Annotated in this window: 25 protein-coding genes and 1 tRNA gene; 23 read left to right on the top strand and 3 right to left on the bottom strand. The window is 67.9% G+C overall.

Translation table 11 applies throughout. From position 1 onward, the window contains the following. Nucleotides 1-171: 171 nt before the first annotated feature. The 6 genes from AU185_RS07785 to recN are packed head-to-tail and all read left to right on the top strand — an operon-like array spanning nucleotide 172 to nucleotide 5,679. Nucleotides 172-954: a tetratricopeptide repeat protein gene (locus AU185_RS07785; protein WP_082683784.1), complete on the top strand. Its 783-nt coding sequence runs from the start codon at nucleotides 172-174 to the stop codon at nucleotides 952-954. A 1-nt stretch (nucleotide 955) separates the two neighbouring features. After that, nucleotides 956-1,978 (top strand): HAD-IIA family hydrolase, encoded by a 1,023-nt coding sequence (locus AU185_RS07780; RefSeq protein WP_059098650.1) that lies wholly within the window; start codon nucleotides 956-958, stop codon nucleotides 1,976-1,978. Nucleotides 1,979-1,986: 8 nt separating this feature from the next. Beyond that, nucleotides 1,987-2,172 carry a hypothetical protein gene (locus AU185_RS07775; protein ID WP_059098670.1) on the top strand — a complete coding sequence of 62 codons (186 nt, stop codon included), beginning with the start codon at nucleotides 1,987-1,989 and terminating at the stop codon, nucleotides 2,170-2,172. 5 nt (nucleotides 2,173-2,177) lie between these two features. Further along, on the top strand, nucleotides 2,178-2,987 hold the full coding sequence (locus tag AU185_RS07770) for a TlyA family RNA methyltransferase (RefSeq protein WP_059098649.1): 810 nt from the start codon (nucleotides 2,178-2,180) through the stop codon (nucleotides 2,985-2,987). Further along, the gene (locus tag AU185_RS07765; RefSeq protein WP_059098648.1) at nucleotides 2,984-3,907 is read left to right on the top strand and encodes an NAD kinase; all 924 of its coding nucleotides are present in this window, start codon (nucleotides 2,984-2,986) and stop codon (nucleotides 3,905-3,907) included. Before AU185_RS07770 ends, AU185_RS07765 begins: the two co-directional genes overlap by 4 nt. Next, entirely contained in the window at nucleotides 3,907-5,679 is a 1,773-nt protein-coding gene (gene recN, locus AU185_RS07760; protein ID WP_059098647.1) for a DNA repair protein RecN, read from the top strand. The genes AU185_RS07765 and recN overlap by 1 nt, the downstream gene beginning before the upstream one ends. Here the strand turns inward: recN and AU185_RS07755 are convergent. Continuing rightward, nucleotides 5,676-6,251 (bottom strand): TetR/AcrR family transcriptional regulator, encoded by a 576-nt coding sequence (locus AU185_RS07755; RefSeq protein ID WP_059098646.1) that lies wholly within the window; start codon nucleotides 6,249-6,251, stop codon nucleotides 5,676-5,678. The two genes, recN and AU185_RS07755, sit on opposite strands and share 4 nt — an antisense overlap. 31 nt (nucleotides 6,252-6,282) lie before the next feature. On the opposite strand from AU185_RS07755, the gene AU185_RS07750 reads away from it, so the two are divergent. The 6 genes from AU185_RS07750 to xerD all read left to right on the top strand — a co-directional run bounded on the left by AU185_RS07750 (nucleotide 6,283) and on the right by xerD (nucleotide 12,359). Beyond that, nucleotides 6,283-6,663 (top strand): VOC family protein, encoded by a 381-nt coding sequence (locus tag AU185_RS07750; protein ID WP_059098645.1) that lies wholly within the window; start codon nucleotides 6,283-6,285, stop codon nucleotides 6,661-6,663. Nucleotides 6,664-6,745: 82 nt separating this feature from the next. Beyond that, on the top strand, nucleotides 6,746-7,930 hold the full coding sequence (gene steA, locus AU185_RS07745) for a putative cytokinetic ring protein SteA (protein ID WP_059098644.1): 1,185 nt from the start codon (nucleotides 6,746-6,748) through the stop codon (nucleotides 7,928-7,930). 1 nt (nucleotide 7,931) lies between these two features. Then, entirely contained in the window at nucleotides 7,932-8,873 is a 942-nt protein-coding gene (locus AU185_RS07740; protein WP_059098643.1) for a copper transporter, read from the top strand. A gap of 165 nt (nucleotides 8,874-9,038) precedes the next feature. Next, nucleotides 9,039-10,802: a CTP synthase gene (pyrG, locus tag AU185_RS07735; RefSeq protein ID WP_059098642.1), complete on the top strand. Its 1,764-nt coding sequence runs from the start codon at nucleotides 9,039-9,041 to the stop codon at nucleotides 10,800-10,802. Further along, entirely contained in the window at nucleotides 10,795-11,415 is a 621-nt protein-coding gene (locus AU185_RS07730; protein WP_059098641.1) for an NUDIX domain-containing protein, read from the top strand. The genes pyrG and AU185_RS07730 overlap by 8 nt, the downstream gene beginning before the upstream one ends. Continuing rightward, the gene (gene xerD, locus AU185_RS07725; RefSeq protein WP_059098640.1) at nucleotides 11,412-12,359 is read left to right on the top strand and encodes a site-specific tyrosine recombinase XerD; all 948 of its coding nucleotides are present in this window, start codon (nucleotides 11,412-11,414) and stop codon (nucleotides 12,357-12,359) included. Before AU185_RS07730 ends, xerD begins: the two co-directional genes overlap by 4 nt. A 51-nt stretch (nucleotides 12,360-12,410) precedes the next feature. Here xerD and AU185_RS07720 read toward each other — a convergent pair whose 3' ends face one another. Further along, nucleotides 12,411-13,172 carry an O-methyltransferase gene (locus AU185_RS07720; RefSeq protein WP_059098639.1) on the bottom strand — a complete coding sequence of 254 codons (762 nt, stop codon included), beginning with the start codon at nucleotides 13,170-13,172 and terminating at the stop codon, nucleotides 12,411-12,413. Between the two features lie 138 nt (nucleotides 13,173-13,310). On the opposite strand from AU185_RS07720, the gene AU185_RS07715 reads away from it, so the two are divergent. From AU185_RS07715 to AU185_RS07670, 11 genes are all read left to right on the top strand, one after another. Beyond that, nucleotides 13,311-14,183 (top strand): ParA family protein, encoded by an 873-nt coding sequence (locus AU185_RS07715; RefSeq protein ID WP_059098638.1) that lies wholly within the window; start codon nucleotides 13,311-13,313, stop codon nucleotides 14,181-14,183. Between the two features lie 8 nt (nucleotides 14,184-14,191). Then, nucleotides 14,192-15,028 (top strand): segregation/condensation protein A, encoded by an 837-nt coding sequence (locus AU185_RS07710; protein ID WP_156425435.1) that lies wholly within the window; start codon nucleotides 14,192-14,194, stop codon nucleotides 15,026-15,028. Between the two features lie 100 nt (nucleotides 15,029-15,128). Further along, entirely contained in the window at nucleotides 15,129-15,767 is a 639-nt protein-coding gene (gene scpB / locus AU185_RS07705) for an SMC-Scp complex subunit ScpB (protein ID WP_059098669.1), read from the top strand. After that, nucleotides 15,760-16,503 (top strand): pseudouridine synthase, encoded by a 744-nt coding sequence (locus tag AU185_RS07700; protein ID WP_059098636.1) that lies wholly within the window; start codon nucleotides 15,760-15,762, stop codon nucleotides 16,501-16,503. Before scpB ends, AU185_RS07700 begins: the two co-directional genes overlap by 8 nt. Continuing rightward, a complete protein-coding gene (gene cmk / locus AU185_RS07695; protein WP_059098635.1) occupies nucleotides 16,500-17,183 on the top strand; it encodes a (d)CMP kinase in 684 nt (227 codons plus the stop codon). The genes AU185_RS07700 and cmk overlap by 4 nt, the downstream gene beginning before the upstream one ends. Beyond that, on the top strand, nucleotides 17,180-18,598 hold the full coding sequence (gene der, locus AU185_RS07690) for a ribosome biogenesis GTPase Der (protein ID WP_059098634.1): 1,419 nt from the start codon (nucleotides 17,180-17,182) through the stop codon (nucleotides 18,596-18,598). Before cmk ends, der begins: the two co-directional genes overlap by 4 nt. A gap of 95 nt (nucleotides 18,599-18,693) precedes the next feature. Further along, entirely contained in the window at nucleotides 18,694-19,461 is a 768-nt protein-coding gene (locus AU185_RS07685) for a sulfite exporter TauE/SafE family protein (RefSeq protein ID WP_059098633.1), read from the top strand. 225 nt (nucleotides 19,462-19,686) lie between these two features. Continuing rightward, complete coding sequence (locus tag AU185_RS07680; protein ID WP_059098632.1) at nucleotides 19,687-20,601, top strand: sulfite exporter TauE/SafE family protein; 915 nt, start codon at nucleotides 19,687-19,689, stop codon at nucleotides 20,599-20,601. An 85-nt stretch (nucleotides 20,602-20,686) separates the two neighbouring features. Beyond that, a tRNA-Pro gene (locus AU185_RS07675) sits at nucleotides 20,687-20,760 on the top strand. 158 nt (nucleotides 20,761-20,918) lie between these two features. After that, entirely contained in the window at nucleotides 20,919-21,050 is a 132-nt protein-coding gene (locus AU185_RS25540) for a hypothetical protein (protein ID WP_286131862.1), read from the top strand. A 121-nt stretch (nucleotides 21,051-21,171) separates the two neighbouring features. Beyond that, nucleotides 21,172-21,486 carry a hypothetical protein gene (locus AU185_RS07670; RefSeq protein WP_059098631.1) on the top strand — a complete coding sequence of 105 codons (315 nt, stop codon included), beginning with the start codon at nucleotides 21,172-21,174 and terminating at the stop codon, nucleotides 21,484-21,486. A gap of 107 nt (nucleotides 21,487-21,593) precedes the next feature. On the opposite strand, the gene AU185_RS07665 is transcribed toward AU185_RS07670, so the two are convergent. Continuing rightward, nucleotides 21,594-22,277 carry a sensor domain-containing protein gene (locus tag AU185_RS07665; protein ID WP_059098630.1) on the bottom strand — a complete coding sequence of 228 codons (684 nt, stop codon included), beginning with the start codon at nucleotides 22,275-22,277 and terminating at the stop codon, nucleotides 21,594-21,596. Nucleotides 22,278-22,545 lie beyond the last annotated feature (268 nt).

The following is a 22,545-nucleotide window of genomic DNA, read 5'->3' as shown; positions in this document are numbered from 1 at the left end:
CCGGAAGCTAAGCCTGCCAGCGCCAATGATACTGCCCAACCCGGGCGGAAAAGTAGGACACCGCCGAACACAAATTAGGATTACCCCCCACGATTGCGTGGGGGGTAATTCTATTTCACGACAATCGAATACGTATTCTCGCGGTATCGTCCATCGGGTAGAAAGGCATACGTGGCTGAGGACAGGAGAGGCGGCGACAATGGGCGCCGTCCGCAACGTTCGGCCCCGCGCAGTTCGGGCCCGAATCGGGCACGGCGGTCGCAGCCCAGACCCGACGGCGAGTCGCGTCAGCCCGCGGGCCCGCCGATACCCGAAGGCATCGAAGCCAGACAACTGGCACCCGATGTCCGCGGCGAGCTCACCACCTTGGACCGTCCCACCGCCGACTTCGTGGCCCGCCACCTGGTGGCCGTCGGCCAGCTCATCGACGAGGACCCGCAGGCGGCGCTCGAGCATGCCCGCGCCGCCCGGTCCCGTGCCGCCCGCATCCCCGCAGTGCGCGAAGCCGTCGGAATCGCCGCCTACCACTGCGGCGACTGGGCCCAAGCACTCGCCGAACTTCGTGCCGCACGGCGTATGGGCAGCAGGTCTTCACTGCTGGCAATGATCGCCGACTGCGAACGCGGCGTCGGACGCCCGGAGCGGGCGATCGAACTGGCCCGCAGTCCTGAGGCCGCACAACTCACCGGTGACGATGCCGACGAGTTGCGGATCGTCGTGGCCGGCGCCCGGTCGGATCTCGGCCAGCACGAGCAAGCTTTGGCGCTCCTTTCGACACCGCAACTGGATCCGGCGCGCACCGGACAAACCGCGGCCCGCCTGTTCTACGTCTACGCCGAAACCCTTCTCGCCTTGGGGCGCAACGAGGATGCGCTGCAGTGGTTCATCAAGGCTGCCGCCGCCGATGTCGACGGCGTCACCGATGCCGAAGAGCGCATCACGGAGCTGTCCTGACGTGAGCACTCTCGCGCGCGAACATGACTGCCTCCTAATGGATCTCGACGGCACCGTGTTCCGCGGTCACGAGGCCACCGTGGGCGCGGTCGAGACACTGGCCACCGTCACCGCGCGCACTCTCTACGTCACCAACAACGCGTCGCGGGAACCGGCCGAAGTCGCCCAGCACCTGCACGCGCTGGGTTTCGCCGCCACGCCCGAGGACGTCGTCACCAGCGCACAAAGTGCCGCGAAACTTCTGGCCGGCCAATTGCCGCCCGGCGCAATCGTTCTCGTCGTCGGCACCGACGCGTTGGCCGCCGAGATCAGCCGCGTCGGCCTCAAGCCCGTTCGGCAGTGGTCGGATGGACCGGTCGCCGTCGTTCAAGGCCACTCACCGATGACCGGTTGGCCCGACCTGGCCGAAGCATCCTTGGCGATCCGGGCCGGCGCGCTGTGGGTGGCGGCCAACGCCGACCTGACCCTGCCGTCCGAGCGGGGCCTGCTGCCCGGCAACGGCGCCATGGTCGCGGCCCTCCGCGCGGCCACCGATCGCGACCCGCAGGTGGCCGGTAAGCCCCAGCCCACCCTGCTCACCGACGCGTTGGCCCGCGGCACATTTCACACGCCGCTCGTGGTGGGCGACCGCCTCGACACCGACATCGCCGGTGCCAACGCGGCCGGACTGCTCAGCCTGCTGGTGCTCACCGGTGTCAGCACCGCCGGCGACCTCGTCCGAGCGGAGGCATCGCAGCGGCCGACCTATGTCGCCGCCGATCTACGGTCGCTCGATGCGCCGGCGGACACGCTGCGCATCGGGCCGCACCCGGCCTGGCGCATCGACATCGACACGTCTGCGGCGACGGTGTACTTCACCGGCCGCGAAACCGCCGACCCACTGTCGGTGGTGCGCGCCACCGCCGACGCGGTGTGGAAGGCCCGCCTCGACGGCCGCTCGGTGACCGTGGCCGCCGGTGACGACGCCGCACAGCAGGCCCTGCGGCGCTGGTCCCTGCTTGCCGAGCCGAATCGACTAGCGTGAAACCCGACATGAGTACCGATCCCGAACAGATCCGCGCACGGATCGTGGAGTTGCTGGCCGACCTGCCCGACCCCGCGCAAGAAGGCTCGGGTTTTGCGGACCTGGCCGACACCGACATCGAGGTCCTCGCGGCACGGCTGGAAGAGGCGCACGACATGCTCGTGCAGGCGCTCGAGTCGGTCGAGAAAGGCTGACCGCCGTGACGCGGCGCGCGCGAGTCGACGCCGAGCTGGTGCGACGTGGCCTGGCCCGGTCCCGCCAGCAGGCAGCCGAACTGATCGGTGCGGGACGGGTGAGCATCGACGGCATGCCGGCCGCCAAACCCGCGACCGCGGTCGCGGTCACGGCCAGCCTCACCGTGGAGGGCGCTGACGAACGCGCCTGGGTGTCACGCGGTGCGTACAAGCTGATGGGCGCGCTGGCCGCCTTCGACGTAGTGGTCGATGGCCGCCGCTGCCTGGACGCCGGCGCATCGACCGGAGGTTTCACCGAGGTGCTGCTCGACCGCGGCGCGCGCCAGGTGATCGCCGCCGACGTGGGCTATGGTCAGCTGGCCTGGATGCTGCGCACCGATCCCCGGGTGACGGTGATGGAACGCACGAACGTGCGCGAATTGGGCGCCGACGCGATCGGCGGGCCCGTCGACCTGGTGGTCGCCGACCTGTCCTTTATCTCGCTGTCCACAGTGCTGCCGGCGCTGACGTCGTGCGCATCACCCGACGCCGATATCGTTCCCATGGTGAAACCGCAGTTCGAGGTCGGTAAGGAGCGCGTCGGAGCGGGAGGCGTCGTCTCCGATCCGGACCTGCGCGCGGACGCCGTGCTCGCGGTGGCGGGCCGCGCCGCCGAACTGCGCTGGCACACGGTCGCAGTGAAAGCGAGCCCGCTGCCCGGCCCGTCCGGCAACGTCGAATACTTCTTGCACCTGCGTTACGGCGCCGACGGCGGGCTCCAAGGGCAGGAGCTTCTGCGCGCCGTGCGCACCGCGGTCGCGGAGGGTCCGCAATGAACGTTGAGCGCACCATCCTGATGGTGGTGCACACCGGTCGCGACGAAGCCAGCGACGTGGCCCGGCGAGTGCAGAAGGTGCTCGGCGACAACGGGATCGGGCTCAAAGTACTGTCAGCGGAAGCCGTCGACCGCGGCCCGGTTCACCTGTCGCCCGACGACAAGCGCGCGCTCGGGCCGGGGATCGAAGTGGTCGACGCCGAGGAACGTGCCGCCGAAGGCTGCGAACTCGTCCTCGTCCTCGGCGGTGACGGCACGTTCCTGCGCGCCGCGGAGCTGGCCCGTAACGTCGAAATCCCGGTGCTGGGAGTCAATCTCGGGCGCATCGGCTTTCTGGCAGAGGCAGAGGCCGACTCCATCGACACAGTGCTCGACCACGTCGTCAACCGCGACTACCGCGTCGAGGAGCGCATGACGCTCGATGTCGTGGTGCGCGTGGAGGGCAAGATCGTCGACCGGGGGTGGGCGCTCAACGAGGCCAGCCTCGAAAAGGGACCCCGGCTGGGCGTCTTGGGAGCCGTCCTCGAGGTCGACGGCCGGCCGGTGTCGTCGTTCGGCTGCGACGGTGTGCTGGTGGCGACACCGACCGGATCGACGGCCTGGGCGTTCTCGGCGGGCGGCCCGATTGTGTGGCCCGATCTCGAGGCGATCCTGGTGGTGCCCAACAACGCCCACGCGCTGTTCGCCCGGCCGATGGTCACCAGCCCCGACGCAGCCATCGCCATCGAGGTCGAGGCGAGGGGCCATGCCGCGTTGGTGTTCTGCGACGGCCGCCGCGAGATGGTCGTGCCCGCCGGGGGGCGGGTCGAGGTCACCCGGTGCGGAACCCCGGTGAAGTGGGTTCGGCTCGACAGCGCGCCGTTCACTGACCGCCTTGTGCGCAAGTTCCGGTTGCCGGTCACGGGGTGGCGCGGACAGTAGTGCTTTCCGAGATCCGTATCGAGTCACTGGGTGCGATCAGCACGGCGACCGCCGAGTTCGACCGCGGTCTGACGGTGTTGACCGGCGAGACCGGCACGGGCAAGACGATGGTGGTCACCGGCCTGCATCTACTGGGCGGCGCGCGCGCCGACGCCACCCGGGTGCGGTCCGGCGCCAACCGCGCGGTTGTCGAAGGTCGTTTCACGACAACAGAACTCGGTGATGGCATCCAGTCACTGGTCGACGAGATCCTCGACTCCTCGGGTGCTGAACGCGACGACGACGGCAGCGTGATCGCCGCCCGCTCGGTCAGCCGCGACGGCCCGTCGCGCGCCTACCTCGGCGGACGCAGCGTGCCGGCGAAGTCGCTGAGCAGCTTCACCACCGAACTGCTCACGCTGCACGGGCAGAACGATCAGCTGCGACTGATGCGGCCCGACGAACAGCGCGCGGCGCTGGACCGGTTCGCCGACGTCGATACGCCGCTGAAGCGGTACCGCAGGGCGCGCGACGACTGGCTGGCCGCGCGTCGAGATCTCCTCGACCGCAGACAGCGGGCACGGGAGTTGGCGCAGGAGGCCGACCGGCTCAAGTTCGGGCTCAATGAAATCGACGCGGTCGCACCGCAACCCGGCGAGGATGCCGCACTCGTCGACGACATTCGGCGGCTCTCCGAACTCGACGCGCTGCGTGAGGCGGCCCATGTCGCACGAGCGGCACTAGCCGGGCCGGACGACCCGTCACCCGACATCATCTCGGCGACTCATGGTGCCGCACAGGCGAAGTCGGCGTTGGAGGCGACCGGCGACACCGCGCTGACGGCGCTCGCCGAACAACTCTCCGAGGCGCTGGCCGTGATCGCCAGCGTCAGTAGCGAGTTGAGCACCTTTCTGTCCGGACTGCCCATCGACGCCAGCGCCTTGGAGGCCAAGCTGGCCCGCCAGGCCGAGCTGCGCACGCTCACCCGGAAATATGCCGCCGACATCGATGGCGTGCTCGACTGGGCCAATGAGTCGCGAGATCGGCTGGCACAACTCGACGTCTCGGAGGAGGCGCTGGCCGCACTGGACGCCCGCGTCGAGGAGCTGCGCAGCAAGGTCGTCTCGTCGGCGGCCGAACTGACCAGGGCCAGAACGAAAGCGGCGAAGGGTTTGGCGAAGGCGGTGACGGCCGAACTGGCGGGCTTGGCGATGGCCGACGCCGACTTCACGGTGACGGTGAGCGCGCTGTCAGCCAAGGCCGACGACTCCGCGCCGATGACCCTGCCGTCCGGGGACATCGTGCACGCAGGCCGCGACGGCGTCGACAACGTCGAGTTCGGATTCGCGGCGCACCGCGGCACCGACGTGTTGCCCCTGAACAAGAGCGCGTCGGGCGGTGAGCTCTCCCGGGTGATGTTGGCCCTCGAAGTGGTGCTGGCCTCCTCCGCCGAGGGCACCACGATGGTGTTCGACGAGGTCGACGCTGGGGTCGGCGGCCGCGCGGCGGTGCAGATCGGCCGCCGGCTGGCCCGGCTGGCCCGCACCCACCAGGTCATCGTCGTCACCCACCTGCCCCAGGTCGCCGCCTACGCCGACGTCCACCTCGTGGTCGACAGTGGCGGGAGGAATGGCGGCAAGAACCACGCCAGCGAGGTGCGCCGCCTCAACGAGGAGGACCGAGTCGCTGAGTTGGCGCGAATGCTGGCCGGCCTGGGGGAGTCGGACAGCGGCCGTGCCCATGCGCGAGAGCTGCTCGAGGCCGCGCAGACGGACCGTGCCGAGGCCGGTTAACGCCCCAGCACCGTGTCGACCAGGCGGCTGACGAAGTCGTCATCCGCCACATCGGATGTCGCCAGTCGCCGGTAGAACAGGGCACCCGACAACGCCGTCGCCGCTGCCTCCGGATCGACACGGCCCGGGAATTCGCCGCCCGCCACACCGACGGCAACCGTATCGGTCAAGCGCTGACGGCGGTGTGCCGAGTACTCATAGAAGAAGTCCCGCACCGCGGGCTCGCTTTGGGCGGCATGGACGAGGGCGGGAACGCAGGCCGACACTGCCGAGTCGGTCAACGCGGCGGCAAGGTGGCGCAGCAGTACCTCGACGCGCCGCCGCGCCGTCGCCGCCGGCTCATCGCCTCCCGGGTTGGGTTGCACGTTGAGCGTGTCGAGCGCATCGGCGATCAGGGCGGCTTTGTCGGGCCAATGGCGGTAGAGCGTGCTGCGGCCGACCCCGGCGCGGGCCGCGACCGACTCCATTCGAAAGCCCGCGTATCCAGCGTCGGCGAACTCGTCGAGGGCGGCGCGACAGATCACGCGGCGGGAGTGCTCAGCCCGCGGATCCCGGTGACTTTTCTGGGACATAGATGTATCATAACGCTCAGGAGGTGCACTGATGTCTAACGTAAGCGTTCGCTACATCGTCGACGATGTCGATGCTGCAGTGGACTTCTACACATCGCAGTTCCAGTTCGAGGTCGGCATGCGGCCAGGCCCGGGATTCGCCATGCTGCGCCGCGGGGCGTTGCGGCTACTGCTGAACTCCCCGGGCGGCGGAGGGGGTGCGGGTCAGACCCTCGAAGACGGCAGCCAACCGGCACCCGGCGGCTGGAACCGGATTCAGCTGCCGGTCAACCATCTTGACGACACCGTCGCTTCCCTGCGCGATGCCGGCGTCGAGCTGCGCGGTGAGGTCATCACCGGGCGAGGAGGCCGCCAGGCGCTGGTGCGAGACCCGTCGGGCAACCTCGTCGAGCTCTTCGAGGCCTACTCGTGACGCTGTTACTGATGTGACAAAAGGGACAGATGATACGGCGCGCCTCCGACAGATAGGGCGCTGATCTCGACAAAATCGGCGCATGAAGATGTCAGCGCTGCTATCTCGCAATGCCAGCTCACGGCCGGGCATCACCGGCACGGCCCGCGTCGACCGCGACATCGACCGGCTGCTGCGACGCGTCACGCCGGGCGACATCGTCGTGATCGACGCGCTGGATCTGGACCGGATCACCGCGGACGCGCTGGTCGAAGCGGGTGTCACCGGGGTGGTCAACGCCTCCCCGTCGATCTCAGGGCGGTACCCGAATCTGGGACCCGAGGTGCTGGTGGCCAACGGCATCACGCTGATCGACGACACCGGGCAGGAGGTCTTTAAGAAGGTCAAGGACGGCGCGCGGGTGCGGTTGCACGAAGGCGGCGTGTACAGCGGCGATCGTCGCCTGGTGGCGGGGGCCGAGCGGACCGATCACGAGATCCATGAGTTGATGCACGAGGCCAAGAGCGGCCTGGTGGCGCACCTCGAGGCGTTCGCAGGCAACACCATCGAGTTCATTCGCAGTGAGAGCCCGCTGCTGATCGACGGCATCGGAATTCCCGACGTCGACGTCGACCTCAACCGGCGTCACGTGGTGATCGTCGCCGAGGACGTCGACGCCGCCGTCGACCTCAAGGCACTCAAACCCTTCATCAAGGAGTACCAACCCGTGCTAGTCGGCGTCGGCACCGGCGCCGACGTGGTGCGCAAGGCCGGCTATCGCCCGGAACTCATCGTCGGCGACCCGGACAAGATGAGTGCAGAGGTGCTGCGGTGCGGGGCGCAGGTGGTGCTTCCCGCCGACGCCGACGGGCACGCCGCCGGGTTGGAGCGGATCCAGGACCTCGGTGTCGGAGCGATGACGTTCCCCGCGGCGGGCTCGGCGGCCGACCTGGCGTTGCTGCTGTGCGACCATCACGGCGCGTCGCTGATCGTCACCGCCGGCCACACCGCCAGCATCGAGGAGTTTTTCGACCGCGCCCGCCAGCAGAGCAATCCGTCGACTTTTCTGACGCGTTTGAAGGTGGGCGAGAAACTCGTCGACGCCAAAGCCGTTGCCACGCTGTACCGCAGTCGGGTGTCAGGCGGCGCGATCGCAATGCTGGTGCTCGCCATGCTGGTCGCGGTGATCGTCGCACTGTGGGTGGCGCGCGTCGACGCTGCGCTGCTGGACTGGATCGTCGATTACTGGAACCGCTTCTCGCTATGGGTCCAGGGCTGGGTCACCTAGGATGATTTCGCTACGCACACACGCGATTTCGCTCGCGGCGGTGTTTCTCGCCCTTGCAATCGGCGTTGCGCTGGGGTCCGGCTTGCTGTCGAACACCGTGCTGTCGGGTCTGCGCGACGACAAGCGGGGACTGCAGGAGCAGATCAACACGCTCACCGAGGAGAAGAACAGGCTCAACGAAAAGCTCAGCGCCGCTGATGAATTCGATGCGATGATGTCCCCGCGCATCGTGCGCGAGGCACTGGTCGACAAGTCGGTCGTGTTGTTCCGTACCCCCGATGCCGCCGACAACGACATCGACGCGGTGACGCGGCTCGTCGGCCAGGCGGGAGGGACCGTCACCGGCACCGTGGCGCTGACCCAGCAGTTCGTCGACGCCAACGCCGCCGAGAAGCTGTTGTCGGTGGTCAACTCGCCGATCGTGCCGGCCGGAAGGCAGTTGAGCACCGCGTCGGTGGACCAGGGTTCGCAGGCCGGCGACCTGCTGGGCATCGCGCTGCTGATCAACCGAGACCCGAAGGTGGCGGCCGTCGACGACACCCAGCGCGCCACAGTGCTCGCGAGCCTGCGCGATACCGGCTTCATCACCTACGGCGACCAGCAAGTCGGCGCGGCGAACACGGCGCTCGTCGTGACCGGCGGGGCACTGGGCGACGACGCCGGTAACCGGGGCGCCACCGTCGCCCGATTCGCCGGTGGGCTGGCGCCGCACGGATCGGGCACGGTGCTGGTGGGTCGCGACGGCTCGGCGGCGGGCACCGCGGCGGTCGCCGTGGCCCGCTCGGACTCCGCGTTGAGCTCCGCAGTGAGCACCGTCGATGACGTCGACAGTGCGTCCGGCCGCATCACCGCGGTGCTGGCGCTGGCCGACCTGGTCAACGGCGGCCGACCCGGCCAGTACGGCATCGGCCCGGGGTCGACATCGGTCACCGTCCCGCAATGATGTCGCGTCTCTGCGACGCTCCCTCCGCGCGCACGGCGCGCCAGCGACGGCTTGTCGGTGTCGGTGTTAGGGTGGGGTTCCGTGGGTCGGCAGGCCCCAAACTGGGAATCAGCCCAGAAATGTAAGCCCTGCCCGTCGTCACGGAGGTTGCTCTTGCCCGGTCAAGTGAAGCCGCTACGCAAGCACCCGCAAACGGCCACCAAGCACCTCTTCGTCACGGGCGGCGTCGTTTCCTCACTCGGCAAGGGGCTGACCGCTTCGAGTCTCGGGCAGCTGTTGACCGCGCGTGGCTTGCAGGTGACGATGCAAAAGCTCGACCCCTACCTCAACGTCGATCCCGGCACCATGAACCCGTTCCAGCACGGCGAGGTGTTCGTCACCGAGGACGGCGCCGAGACCGATCTGGATGTCGGGCACTACGAACGTTTCCTCGACCGCAATCTGTCCGGGTCGGCGAACGTCACGACCGGACAGGTGTATTCGTCGGTCATCGCCAAAGAACGCCGTGGCGAATACCTCGGCGACACCGTGCAGGTGATCCCGCACATCACCGACGAGATCAAGGCCCGCATCCTCGCGATGGCGGCGCCCGACGAGAGTGGTCGACGGCCCGACATCGTGATCACCGAGATCGGCGGCACGGTCGGCGACATCGAATCGCTGCCGTTCCTGGAGGCCGCGCGGCAGGTTCGTCACGAGGTCGGGCGGGAGAACTGTTTTTTTCTGCACTGCTCGCTGGTGCCGTACATGGCGCCGTCGGGCGAACTGAAGACCAAGCCGACGCAACATTCGGTGGCGGCGCTGCGCAGCATCGGTATCACGCCGGACGCGTTGATCCTGCGCTGCGACCGTGATGTACCCGAACCGCTGAAGAACAAGATCGCGCTGATGTGTGACGTCGACGTCGACGGCGTCATCTCAACCCCCGACGCGCCGTCGATCTATGACATCCCCAAGGTGCTGCACCGCGAGGAACTCGACGCGTACGTGGTGCGCCGGCTGAACCTGCCGTTCCGCGACGTCGATTGGACCCAGTGGAACGATCTTCTCCAGCGGGTGCACGAACCGCATGAAACCGTGCGAATCGCGTTGGTGGGCAAGTACATCGACTTGTCGGATGCCTACCTGTCGGTGGCCGAGGCGTTGCGTGCGGGCGGATTCAAGCACCGGGCCAAGGTCGAGATGCGCTGGGTCGCCTCCGACGACTGCGAGATCGACGGCGATGCGGCCGCCGCCCTCGCCGACGTGCACGGTGTGCTGATCCCCGGCGGCTTCGGCATCCGGGGCATCGAAGGCAAGATCGGCGCGATCCAGTACGCCCGTAAGCGCGGCCTGCCGGTGCTGGGACTGTGCTTGGGATTGCAGTGCATCGTGATCGAGGCGGCCCGCTCGGTCGGTATCAGCGAGGCCAACTCCGCAGAGTTCGACCCGGCGACCCCCGACCCGGTGATCTCCACCATGGCTGATCAACGCGACGCCGTCGCAGGCGACGCGGATCTCGGCGGCACCATGCGTCTCGGTGCGTATCCCGCTGTGCTGCAGCCGGATTCGATCGTGGCGCGGGCATACGACGCTACCGAGGTGTCCGAACGGCATCGTCACCGCTACGAGGTGAACAATCAATACCGCGACCGCATCGCCGAGAGCGGCCTGCGGTTCTCCGGTACGTCGCCGGACGGTCACCTCGTCGAGTTCGTGGAGTACTCGGCCGATGTGCATCCGTTCATCGTCGGCACCCAGGCGCACCCCGAACTGAAAAGCAGACCCACCCGACCGCATCCGTTGTTCGTCGCGTTCGTGGGGGCAGCGCTCGACTACAAGGCGGAGGAGCGACTTCCCGGCATGGACATCTCCGGGAAGCGGCCCAACGGCGTCGAACATGCCGACGAAGTCGGGGCCCTGCTGCAAGAGCCCGCGACCCGTGGCTGACCACGACTTCGAGACCGTCTCCTCCGAAACCCTGTACGTCGGAAACATCTTCGCGTTGCGCGCGGACGAGGTCCGCATGCCCGGCGGCCACACCGCCCGCCGTGAGGTGGTCGAACACTACGGCGCCGTCGCCGTTCTCGCGATGGACGACGACCGCAACATCGCGCTGGTCCACCAGTACCGGCACCCGCTGGGGCGGCGGTTGTGGGAACTGCCCGCCGGCCTGCTCGACCTCGGCGGTGAACCGCCCCACCTCACCGCCGCGCGGGAACTCGAGGAAGAGGCCGGTCTGTCGGCCACCGACTGGTGCGTGCTCGTCGACCTGATTTCCGCGCCGGGCTTCAGCGACGAAAGTGTGCGGGTGTATCTGGCCACCGGCCTCACCGACGTCGGGCGCCCCGACGGCCGAGATGAGGAAGCGGATCTGACGGTGCGGTGGTATCCGCTCGATGACGCGGTCCGCATGGTGCTGGCCGGGGAGATAGTCAATTCGCTTGCGGTGGGCGGTCTTTTGGCCGCGCACGCCATCAATGATCGGGCGGCGCTGCGGCCCGTCGACGCGCCGTGGCCCGATCGGCCGACGGCGTTCGGCCGCCGGAAAGGGCATCCGTGACCACCTTTGCGACCGCGCTCGACGGTCAGGTGCAGGGTTACCTTGACCACCTGACCATCGAACGCGGCGTGGCCGCAAACACGTTGAGTTCCTACCGTCGCGACCTGCGCCGCTACACCGAACACCTGACCGCGCGCGGTATCGACGACCTGACCAATGTCGCCGAGACCGATGTCAGCGAGTTCCTGGTCGCGCTGCGGCGCGGCGACGCCGGGGCTGGCACCGCACCGCTGTCGGCGGTTTCGGCGGCGCGCGCGCTGATCGCGGTGCGGGGACTACACCGCTTCGCGGCCGCTGAAGGGCTCACCGATCTCAACGTCGCGTCGGCGGTCAAACCTCCGACGCCGAGCAGGCGGCTGCCCAAGAGCCTGACTGTCGACGAGGTGCTGGCGCTGCTCGAGGGTGCGGGCGGTGACAGCGAGGCCGACAACCCGCTGACGCTGCGCAACCGGGCGCTGCTGGAACTGCTGTACTCGACGGGGGCCAGGATCTCCGAGGCGGTCGGACTCGACATCGACGACGTCGACACCCACGCGCGGTCGGTGCTGCTGCGCGGCAAGGGCGGCAAACATCGGCTGGTCCCGGTCGGCAGACCCGCCGTCACCGCGCTGGATGCCTTTTTCGTGCGGGGGCGTCCCGATCTGGCGCGCCGTGGCCGGGGTACGCCCGCGATCTTTCTCAACGCCAGGGGCGGACGGCTGTCACGGCAGAGCGCGTGGCAGGTCTTGCAGGACGCCGCCGAGCGGGCCGGCATCAGCGCCGCAGTGTCGCCGCACGTGTTGCGCCACTCCTTCGCGACGCATTTGCTCGACGGCGGCGCCGACGTCCGCGTCGTGCAGGAGCTGCTCGGCCATGCGTCGGTCACGACCACGCAGATCTACACCATGGTGACGGTCAACGCGCTGCGCGAGGTCTGGGCCGGCGCCCACCCCCGGGCGCGGTAGTCAGCGGGAGCAGACGCAAACTGCCTCGAAAATGGCGTATTTCGGGGCAATTTACGTCTGCTCGCCTCGGAAAACCGACTCGAGCACCAGATCGGCCAGCAGCGTCTGGTACTCGGCGTGCGTCTTGTGCTCGACGGTGTCGAACAGCTTGCCCTGCTGCCGGCGCATGTACTCCCGATACTTCGGCGCCCCCGGGATCTTCACGTTGTCGGCCACCACGATCGAGCCGCGGTGCAGCCAGTCCCGGTCGAGCATGCTCTGCAGGTCGGGGAGGTAGGCGTCCTTGTCGTGGTCGAGGAACAGCACGTCGAGCTTGCCCGGACCGAAGCCGTGCTCGGCGGCCAGCGCGTCGAGGGTGCGGCCGCCGTCGCCGATGGTGCCGACCACGCAGGTGATGCGGTCGGCTACCCCGGCGTGGGCCCAGATGCCGCGGGCGATCTCGGCGTTGGCTTCGGCAAGTTCGACCGAGAAGACCCGCGCCGAGGGCGCCGCCCGGGCCAGCCGTAGCGCGCCGTATCCGCAGTAGGTACCGAGCTCGAGCACCAGGCGCGGGTCCGCGCGCCGGACCGCAGCGTCGAGGATCGCGCCTTTCTCGTCGCCGACGTTGATCAGGAACGACTTCTCGTAGGCGTACTGGTCGATCTTGGCGATGACGTCGTCGATGTCGCCCTGCCTCGCGTTGGCCAGCACATAGTCGCGAGCTGCCGCTTCCCGGCCGTCGCCGATCTGGCCGCTGGTGAGGATGTTGCGGGCGCCCACTGCCATCCGCAGGACCGACCACCGCAGCAGCGGCATGCGTTGCTTGAGACCCATGGCGTCACCTTAAGCCGCGAGGCGGCCCGATCGGCTCCGAAGTTGCCCGCGGGTCTGGCTGACCTGGCACGTTCCTCCCGTTAAACTTGCCCGGATGTCCGCCATGTCTCTGAATTGCCTGACCAGCGACGGTCGGGCATGAGCGACGACGGAACGCAGGGCGGCACGCCCGAAACACCCAGCTTGACCGGCCGTCCCCCGCGGGACATTCCCGAACCGCAGCCGAAGACCGCCCATGGTCCGGCCAAGGTCATCGCGATGTGCAACCAGAAGGGCGGGGTCGGCAAGACCACGTCGACGATCAACCTGGGCGCCAGCCTCGCCGAGTACGGCCGCCGGGTGCTGCTGGTGGACCTCGACCCGCAGGGCGCGCTGTCGGCGGGGCTGGGGGTGCCGCACTACGAACTCGAGCACACGGTGCACAACCTGCTGGTCGAACCGCGGGTGTCGATCGACGACGTGCTGATCAAGACCCGGGTCAAGAACTTGGATCTGGTGCCGAGCAACATCGACCTGTCGGCAGCGGAGATCCAGTTGGTCAACGAGGTCGGCCGCGAGCAGTCGCTGGCCCGCGCGCTGTACCCGGTGCTGGACCGCTACGACTACGTGCTGATCGATTGCCAGCCCTCGCTGGGGCTGCTCACCGTGAACGGCCTGGCGTGCAGCGACGGTGTGATCATCCCGACCGAGTGCGAGTTCTTCTCGCTGCGCGGGCTGGCGCTGCTCACCGACACCGTCGACAAGGTGCACGACAGGCTGAACCCGAAGCTGTCCATCAGCGGCATCCTGATCACCCGCTACGACCCGCGCACCGTAAACTCCCGGGAAGTGATGGCCCGAGTTGTGGAGCGCTTCGGCGACTTGGTGTTCGATACCGTCATCACCCGCACCGTACGCTTCCCCGAGACCAGCGTCGCCGGTGAACCGATCACCACCTGGGCACCGAAATCCGCTGGGGCGCAGGGGTATCGATCGTTGGCTCGCGAGGTCATCGACCGGTTCGGCGCGTGAATGACCCGGTGACGGAGACCGGACCAGCGGCAAACCCGGATTCCGTCGAGTCTTCGCCGTCCGGATTCCAGGTTCGGCTCAGCAATTTCGAGGGTCCGTTCGACCTGCTGCTGCAGTTGATCTTCGCGCACCGCCTCGACGTCACCGAGGTGGCGTTGCACCGGGTGACCGACGACTTCATCGCCTATACCAAGGCCATCGGCCCCCAGTTGGAACTCGACGAGACGACCGCGTTCCTGGTGATCGCGGCGACGCTGCTCGATTTGAAAGCCGCCCGGCTGCTGCCCGCCGGCGAGGTGCACGACGAAGAGGACCTCGCCCTGCTCGAGGTGCGCGACCTGCTGTTCGCCCGGCTGCTGCAATACCGCGCCTTCAAGCACGTGGCGGAGATGTTCGCCGAGTTGGAGGCCGCGGCGCTGCGCAGCTATCCGCGCTCAGTCGCGTTGGATGACCGCTACTCCGAACTGTTGCCTGAGGTGATGATCGGCGTCGACGCACAGGCCTTCGCGCAGATTGCCGCGACCGCGTTCACGCCCAGGCCGGTGCCGACAGTGAGCACCGACCATCTGCATCACGCGGCGGTGTCGGTGCCAGAGCAGATCGGTAACCTAATGGCACTGCTGGAGAGCCGCGGGATCGGCCGGTGGGCGTCCTTCCGGGATCTGGTGGCCGACTGTGAGGCGCCGATCGAGATCGTCGGGCGGTTTCTGGCGCTGCTCGAGCTCTACCGCGCCCGGGCGGTAGCATTCGAACAACCTGAACCGCTTGGTGTGCTGCAGATTTCGTGGACCGGTGAGCGGCCGACGCACCAGCATCTGGCGGTGGAAGAAGAACAGTATGGATAGGGAAGACCCCGACAACCTCCACGAGGCCACGACGGACCTCGACCACGAGGGCATCGTGACCGATTCCGGCCTGGGCATCGACGTCGCCGAGCCGCCCGAGATGGAGGACTCGGAACTGGGCGCGGTGCTCGAGGCGCTGCTGCTGGTGGTCGACACCCCGGCGACCGTCGAGCAACTCGCCTCGGTGGTCGAGCAGCCGCCGTACCGGGTGGCGGCCAAGCTGTCCGCGATGGCGCAGGAGTTCGCCGACCGCGGCAGTGGCATCGACCTGCGCGAGGCAGGCGGTGGCTGGCGCATGTACACGCGGTCGCGCTACGCGCCGTACGTGGAGCGACTGCTGCTCGACGGGGCCCGCTCCAAGCTGACCCGGGCGGCGCTGGAGACGCTGGCCGTGGTCGCCTATCGGCAGCCGGTGACCCGCGCCCGGGTGAGCGCGGTGCGGGGCGTCAACGTCGACGCGGTGATGCGCACGCTGATGGCGCGCGGCCTGATCACCGAGGCGGGCACCGATCCCGACTCCGGCGCAGTGACGTTCGCGACGACCGAGTTGTTCCTCGAGCGGCTGGGGCTGTCGTCGCTGGCCGATCTGCCCGACATCGCACCGCTGTTGCCCGACGTCGACGTGATCGACGACCTCAGTGAAACCCTCGACGAGGACCCGCGTTTCGTCAAACTCAGCGGTGCCCCGGCGCCCGAGCAGCCGCTGTCCTTCGATGTGGACACCGATACGAATGGCTGAATCCGACGGCGTGCGGCTGCAGAAAGTGTTGTCGCAGGCCGGAATAGCGTCGCGCCGGGTGGCCGAGAAGATGATCAGGGACGGCCGCGTCGAGGTCGACGACCGCGTCGTCACCGAGCTGGGCACCCGCGTCGATCCGGCGGTGTCGGTGATCCGGGTCGACGGGGCGCGGGTGACGCTCGACGACACGCTGGTGCACCTGGCGATCAACAAACCCAAGGGCATGCATTCGACGATGTCCGACGACCGGGGCAGGCCGTGCATCGGCGATCTGGTCGAGCACCGGGTCCGGGGAAACAAGAAGCTGTTTCACGTCGGCCGGCTCGATGCCGACACCGAGGGGTTGATGTTGCTGACCAACGACGGCGAGCTGGCTCACCGGCTGATGCACCCGTCGTTCGAGGTGCCCAAGACGTACCTGGCCACCGTGCTGGGCACGGTGCCGCGCGGGTTGGGCCGCGAGCTGCGAAACGGTGTCGAACTCGACGACGGTCCCGCCCGCGTCGACGATTTCGCGGTGGTCGACAAGGTTCCCGGCAAGACGCTGGTCCGGGTGACCTTGCACGAGGGTCGCAAGCGGATCGTGCGACGGATGCTCGCGGCGGTCGGCTATCCGGTGCAGGAGCTGGTGCGGACCGAGATCGGCACGGTCGCGTTGGGCGATCAGCGGCCGGGCAGCATCCGGGTACTGACGCAAAAGGAGCTCGGCGAGTTGTACAAGGCGGTCGGCCTGTGACGGATCTGGTGGTCGCCGTCGACGGGCCGGCCGGAACCGGAAAGTCAACGGTGTCACGGGGATTGGCGCGTGCGTTGCACGCGCGTTTCCTCGACACCGGCGCGATGTACCGGATCGTCACGCTGGCGGTGCTGCGCGCGGGCGTCGACGTGGTGGACGCTGATGCGGTCGCCGCGACCGCCGCGGCCGCCGAGCTGGCTGTCGGGTACGACCCCGATGAGGACTGTTCTTACCTTGACGGAGAAGACGTTTCGACGGAGATCCGCGGCGACGCGGTGACGAAGGCCGTCTCGGCGGTTTCCGCGGTGCCCGCGGTGCGCACCCGGCTTGTCGATGTGCAGCGTGCGCTGGCCGCAGGTGAGGGCAGCGTGGTGGTCGAGGGCCGCGACATCGGCACGGTGGTGCTGCCGGATGCGGACGTCAAGATTTTCCTGACCGCGTCGGCAGAAGAGCGCGCGCGGCGGCGCAACGAGCAGAACAAAGTGGCCGGCCTGGCCGACGACTACGAGGCGGTGCTGGCCGACGTCAAGCGGCGGGACCATCTGGATTCGACGCGGGCGGTGTCACCGCTGCGACCCGCCGACGATGCGGTGGTGGTCGACACCAGCACGATGACGCAACCTGAGGTGATCGAGCACTTGAAGCGGCTCGTGTGGGAGCGAGCGGGAGCGCAGCGATGAGTGAGGACGGCACCTGGTCCGACGAAACCGATTGGGAGCGTTGGGCGCAGGATTCAGAACAAGACATCGCCGAAGCCATCGAAGAGGCTGCTGCACCGCCGCCGGTGGTCGCCGTCGTCGGGCGGCCGAACGTCGGCAAGTCGACGTTGGTGAACCGGATCCTGGGCCGTCGCGAGGCCGTCGTGCAGGACGTGCCGGGGGTTACCCGGGATCGGGTGTCCTATGACGCGCTGTGGTCGGGCCGACGCTTCGTCTTGCAGGACACCGGAGGCTGGGAGCCCGACGCGAAAGGCCTGCAGCAGTTGGTGGCCGAGCAGGCGTCGGTTGCGATGCGTACCGCCGACGCGATCATCTTTGTGGTCGACGCGGTGGTCGGCGCGACCACCGCCGACGAGGCGGCCGCCAAACTGCTGCAACGCTCGGGTAAGCCGGTGTTCCTCGCGGCCAACAAAGTCGACAGTGAACGGGGCGAGGCCGACGCCGCTGCGCTGTGGTCGTTGGGACTCGGAGAGCCGCATCCGATCAGCGCGATGCACGGCCGCGGGGTGGCCGACCTGCTCGACAGTGTGGTCGACTCGCTGCCGGCGGTCTCGGAGATGGCCGCAGGCGGGGGTGGCCCGCGCCGAGTTGCGTTGGTGGGCAAGCCGAATGTGGGCAAGAGCTCGCTGCTGAACCGGCTCGCCGGCGACGAGCGGTCGGTAGTCCACGACGTCGCTGGCACCACGGTCGATCCGGTCGACTCGCTGATCGAAATGGAAGGCAAGCTCTGGCGGTTCGTCGACACCGCGGGATTGCGCCGCAAGGTCGGCCAAGCCAGCGGGCATGAGTTCTACGCGTCGGTGCGAACGCACGGCGCGATCGATGCCGCCGAGGTGGCGATCGTGTTGATCGACGCGTCGCAGCCGCTGACCGAGCAGGACCAGCGGGTGTTGTCGATGGTGATCGAGGCGGGCCGGGCACTGGTGCTGGCCTTCAACAAGTGGGATCTCGTCGACGAGGACCGTCGCTACCTACTGGACCGCGAGATCGACCGCGAACTCGTACAACTGCAGTGGGCGCCGCGGGTCAACATCTCGGCCAAGACGGGGCGGGCGGTGCAGAAACTGGTGCCCGCGCTGGAGAAGTCCCTGGAGTCGTGGGACACCCGGGTGCCGACGGGGCGGCTGAACACGTTCCTCAAGGAGGTCGTCGCGGCGCACCCACCGCCGGTCCGCGGCGGCAAGCAGCCGCGAATCCTGTTCGCCACCCAGGCGACCGCCCGACCGCCGACGTTCGTGCTGTTCACATCCGGGTTCCTCGAGGCCGGGTACCGGCGGTTCCTGGAGCGACGGCTGCGCGAGACGTTCGGCTTCGAAGGCAGCCCGATCCGCGTCAACGTCCGCGTGCGGGAGAAGCGGGGGTCTCGCTCACGGTGATTCTTACGGTGATTTGTGGAGTTTGAGCGGCGATAGGCGCCGCTGCCGCTCCACAAATCGCGGCGACTAGCGTTCCTCTGGTGCCCGTCGTCGACATGGTCGTGATCGCGTTGGCCGGCCTCGGAGCGGGCGCAATCAACACGCTCGTGGGCTCCGGCACGTTGATCACGTTCCCGACCCTGGTCGCGCTGGGATATCCACCGGTCACGTCGACCATGTCGAACGCCATCGGCCTGGTGGCCGGTGGGGTGTCGGGAACCTGGGGTTACCGCCGCGAATTGCGGGGCCAGTGGAAACGCCTCGCCTGGCAGATCCCGGCATCGTTCGTGGGTGCCGGGGTGGGGGCGTGGCTGCTGCTGCACCTGCCGGAGACGGTGTTCGCCCAGGTGGTGCCGGTGCTGCTGGTCCTGGCGCTGGTTCTGGTGGTGGTCGGTCCGCGGGTCCAGGGGTATGCGCGACGCCGAGCCGAAGCGGCCGGACAATCCGCCGAACACGTCTCGCGGTCGCGGTTGGCGGCGGTCGTCGTCGCGACGTTCGCCATCGGGATCTACGGCGGCTATTTCACCGCGGCGCAGGGCATCATGCTCATCGCCGCGATGGGCGCACTGCTGCCCGAGGACATGCAGCGAATGAACGCCGCCAAGAACCTGCTGTCACTGGTGGTCAACGTGGTGGCGGCGGTGGCGTACACGGTGGTCGCGTTCGACCGGGTCAGCTGGCCGGCGGCGGGCCTGATCGCAGCAGGTTCGTTGATCGGCGGCTTCCTCGGTGCGCACTACGGACGTCGACTTTCCCCCAACGCGTTGCGGGCGGTGATCTTGGTCGTGGGAATGATCGGGCTGTATCGATTGCTGACCGTCTAGACGAGGTAGGTAAGGTTACGCCGAACCATTTGACCAGAGAGGGGAGCCGGGTGGCCGAACGCCGATTCCGCACCGCGCCGTCTGCCCTCTGCGCGCTGGAGCCGTTCTGGCCCTCGCGACGGGTCATCGCCTTCGACGAGTGGTGTCGCGCGCGCATCTGATCCGCGCCCACTGTCCGTCTGGTCGCCCTCAGCCCGGTGACCACTTCCGAAAGCAGCCGAACGTATGCGTTCGCTTCTCATCTTCACGCTCGTCGGGGTCGGCGCCCAGTTGGTCGACGGCGCCCTGGGCATGGCGTTCGGCGTCACCGCTTCGACGCTGCTGGTACTCAGCGGTCTCGGCGCGGCCCAGGCCAGCGCCGCCGTGCACCTGGCCGAGGTCGGCACCACGTTGGCTTCCGGGTTGTCGCATTGGCGGTTCAAGAACATCGATTGGCCGATCGTGTTGAAGCTGGGCGGGCCTGGTGCCATCGGCGCGTTCGCCGGCGCGACGGTGCTGTCCTCGCTGTCGACGGAGCACGCGGCACCGCTGATGGCGGGCATCCTGGTGGTGATCGGGATCTACGTGCTGCTGCGCTTCTCGCTGCGTCACCCCCCGGTGCTGCGCCACGGTGAGACGCCGCATTCGGCCAAGTTCCTCAGTCCGCTTGGGTTGTTCGGCGGGTTCATCGACGCCTCCGGTGGCGGCGGGTGGGGCCCGGTGACGACGAGCACGCTGCTGTCGCGGGGCAAGACCGCGCCGCGGACGGTGATCGGTTCAGTGAGTGCCTCGGAATTCCTGGTCGCGGCGTCGGCCTCGCTGGGTTTCGGTATCGGTCTGCGCGAGGAGTTCGTCGAGAACCTGCCGGTGGTCCTCGGACTCGCGGTCGGTGGTGTCATCGCGGCGCCGTTCGCGGCCTGGCTGGTCAGCCGGATCCGGCCGGCGTTGCTGGGCACGGCCGTCGGCGGGGTCATCGTGCTGACCAACAGCCAGAAGCTGGTGCACTACTTCGGTATTCACTGGCCGTGGTCGACGGCCGTTTACAGCTTGATCGTCATCGCTTGGGCCACGGCGCTTTACGTGGCGTGGCGGTATCGGCGGGCACCACAACCGGTGCCGGTGGGGGCCGAGGCGGCGACCACCGCCAGCGTTGGCCCCTAGATCGCGGCCAGGATGCGGCGGTTGGGACCGCGGCATTGGGCTGCGGTAGGCTTTCGCCCTGCCGCCGGCGATCCTGGCGGCGTCGCGGGCTGTGGCGCAGTTTGGTAGCGCACTACACTGGGGGTGTAGGGGTCGCAGGTTCAAATCCTGTCAGCCCGACTAGTAAACCGCCTGGTCACAGGAGGTTTTCTGTTTAAGTACGGTTTAGTCCGCATAAGTCTTCGCAGGGTGCGGTCTGGTGCGGTGATTGACGAACATGCATGGGCTCGGTGCGGCCCGGGTGTCGGCGATCTTGCGCAAGCTCCAGAGAGACTCATATGGCCTACATGGCAGGGCAGCTGGCCTTCTTGGCGATGGTCGTAGCGCTGATCGGAGGGGCGATCTGGGCGGTGTGGGTAATGCGCAAGCCGCGTCCGCCGCTTGAGGACAACGACGACGACGAGTGGTGACCCGATTCGCCTCGGCGCGGTCGTCGAGGGGAACGTCGCGATCAAGGCCAGGCGGTTCACACGTTGCTCGAGAACGTCACGACGGCGAAATGTGCGCCGGAACTGGCTGAGGAGGGGAGTGATGATCGAGTACACGCTCGCCCAAGGTGGTGCCGCGCCCTGGATCGGCCCAGCTGTCCGCGCAGCCGTGTTCGCCGCCGCGGGTGTGGCGTTGTTCGTCGTCGGTGTCAGCCGCCGCCTCGCGCGAACTCGTTGGAACCGTGATGATGACCGTCGCCTACTGCATCCGGACGGGCTGACGTCGGGTGAACATCGCTCACCGTCCCCACCGTCCGGCGGAACGTGGCTCATCGCCGCCGGCGCGGTGCTTGTGATCCTCGGGCTCCTGCACATCCTCGACCTCGTCGCGACCCTCCATGAGTCCGGAATCGTCTGACGGGCATGCCCGGCGGGTCTTTCCGTCAAGATCGCCTACAAACGCAACCTGGTCGTCTCCGGTACACGGGTTGCCGACTGCCGACGTCAAAACATAGTCGGGCGTTCTCACCACCGCTTCGTTACGTTCTCGCCGATCTGCTTGGCAATCCTGACCGCCGAATCAGCGGGGTTTGCGCTGCACGTGTTGACGTCGATGATGACGTTGTTCCTGAGCGCCAGCGCGTGTCCGCAGCCCCACCCAGGGGCAGCGGCGTTCTGCAGAGTTGCGATGGTGCTGAGCACGTCATCGGCGTTCGTGATCGGCCCGACGGACCATTGTGTCCCGCTCTGAAGGTGGCTGTACTCGCGGCAGGCCGGCCACTTCTGGGCGGACGCATCGAAGAAAGCGCGGGCTTTGTCCACCAGCGGATACAGCACGACAGCCTGCTTGAGGTAATGCGCGAAGTCATTACCGTCGTTGAAACTCTGATCGCGTTCGGCGCTGAAGCCGCTGTTGGCGTAGACCGGGGCCTCAGCCGCGCCGTCGATGGCCAGGCACTCCGGAGGGGCCATGGTGGCGCTGTTGTCGGACATGGCGGTCTGGGTACTGGTCACCGTCATCTCCGTCGCACCCATCGCTGCGTTCACCTGCTCCGGGGTGAGCAGCAGCTCGACCAATTCACGCTCGACAATGGGACGCGGTATCAACGAACGGGTGGTCGTCGGCGACTGGGCATTGCCGACGGTGTTTGCGCATCCGGCGACCAGGATGCAGATCGCAACACTGAGAGCGGTCGTTGGTTGGCGCATGTGTTCCTCCCCATGGCGGCCGTGTCCAACTGTTTATCGCGTGACGACGTCCCCTGCGTCGCAGTGCCTCCGGACCAATCGTGCAACAAGGCCGTTCACGACTGCGCGAAATTCGCGGTGTTTCTCATAACGATGGGTGCGACGTTCGATAACGATCGGTGCGTCCGTCGCTGCTGATCGCGTCGGCGGCGGGGTTTCACCCATTCGTCTATGCCCGAGAATCATTTCACACCAACAGGATTCAGTTCATAGCTGGAACGCTCGCGCA

The organism is Mycobacterium sp. GA-0227b (assembly GCF_001499855.1).
In the GTDB taxonomy this organism is placed as follows: Bacteria; Actinomycetota; Actinomycetes; order Mycobacteriales; family Mycobacteriaceae; genus Mycobacterium.
Note: the sequence above shows the minus strand (reverse complement) of the source record. Positions and strands in the feature narration are given on the sequence as shown.

What these genes read in the sequence shown, in the direction of transcription:
- AU185_RS07775 (WP_059098670.1), top strand. Translation starts at nt 1,987, where the DNA reads ATGAGTACCGATCCCGAACAGATCCGCGCACGGATCGTGGAGTTGCTG.
- AU185_RS07765 (WP_059098648.1), top strand. Translation starts at nt 2,984, where the DNA reads ATGAACGTTGAGCGCACCATCCTGATGGTGGTGCACACCGGTCGCGAC.
- AU185_RS07755 (WP_059098646.1), bottom strand. Translation starts at nt 6,251, where the DNA reads ATGTCCCAGAAAAGTCACCGGGATCCGCGGGCTGAGCACTCCCGCCGC.
- AU185_RS07750 (WP_059098645.1), top strand. Translation starts at nt 6,283, where the DNA reads ATGTCTAACGTAAGCGTTCGCTACATCGTCGACGATGTCGATGCTGCA.
- steA (WP_059098644.1), top strand. Translation starts at nt 6,746, where the DNA reads ATGAAGATGTCAGCGCTGCTATCTCGCAATGCCAGCTCACGGCCGGGC.
- AU185_RS07740 (WP_059098643.1), top strand. Translation starts at nt 7,932, where the DNA reads ATGATTTCGCTACGCACACACGCGATTTCGCTCGCGGCGGTGTTTCTC.
- AU185_RS07720 (WP_059098639.1), bottom strand. Translation starts at nt 13,172, where the DNA reads ATGGGTCTCAAGCAACGCATGCCGCTGCTGCGGTGGTCGGTCCTGCGG.
- AU185_RS07715 (WP_059098638.1), top strand. Translation starts at nt 13,311, where the DNA reads ATGAGCGACGACGGAACGCAGGGCGGCACGCCCGAAACACCCAGCTTG.
- scpB (WP_059098669.1), top strand. Translation starts at nt 15,129, where the DNA reads ATGGAGGACTCGGAACTGGGCGCGGTGCTCGAGGCGCTGCTGCTGGTG.
- AU185_RS07700 (WP_059098636.1), top strand. Translation starts at nt 15,760, where the DNA reads ATGGCTGAATCCGACGGCGTGCGGCTGCAGAAAGTGTTGTCGCAGGCC.
- der (WP_059098634.1), top strand. Translation starts at nt 17,180, where the DNA reads ATGAGTGAGGACGGCACCTGGTCCGACGAAACCGATTGGGAGCGTTGG.
- AU185_RS07685 (WP_059098633.1), top strand. Translation starts at nt 18,694, where the DNA reads ATGGTCGTGATCGCGTTGGCCGGCCTCGGAGCGGGCGCAATCAACACG.
- AU185_RS07680 (WP_059098632.1), top strand. Translation starts at nt 19,687, where the DNA reads ATGCGTTCGCTTCTCATCTTCACGCTCGTCGGGGTCGGCGCCCAGTTG.
- AU185_RS25540 (WP_286131862.1), top strand. Translation starts at nt 20,919, where the DNA reads ATGGCCTACATGGCAGGGCAGCTGGCCTTCTTGGCGATGGTCGTAGCG.
- AU185_RS07670 (WP_059098631.1), top strand. Translation starts at nt 21,172, where the DNA reads ATGATCGAGTACACGCTCGCCCAAGGTGGTGCCGCGCCCTGGATCGGC.
- AU185_RS07665 (WP_059098630.1), bottom strand. Translation starts at nt 22,277, where the DNA reads ATGCGCCAACCAACGACCGCTCTCAGTGTTGCGATCTGCATCCTGGTC.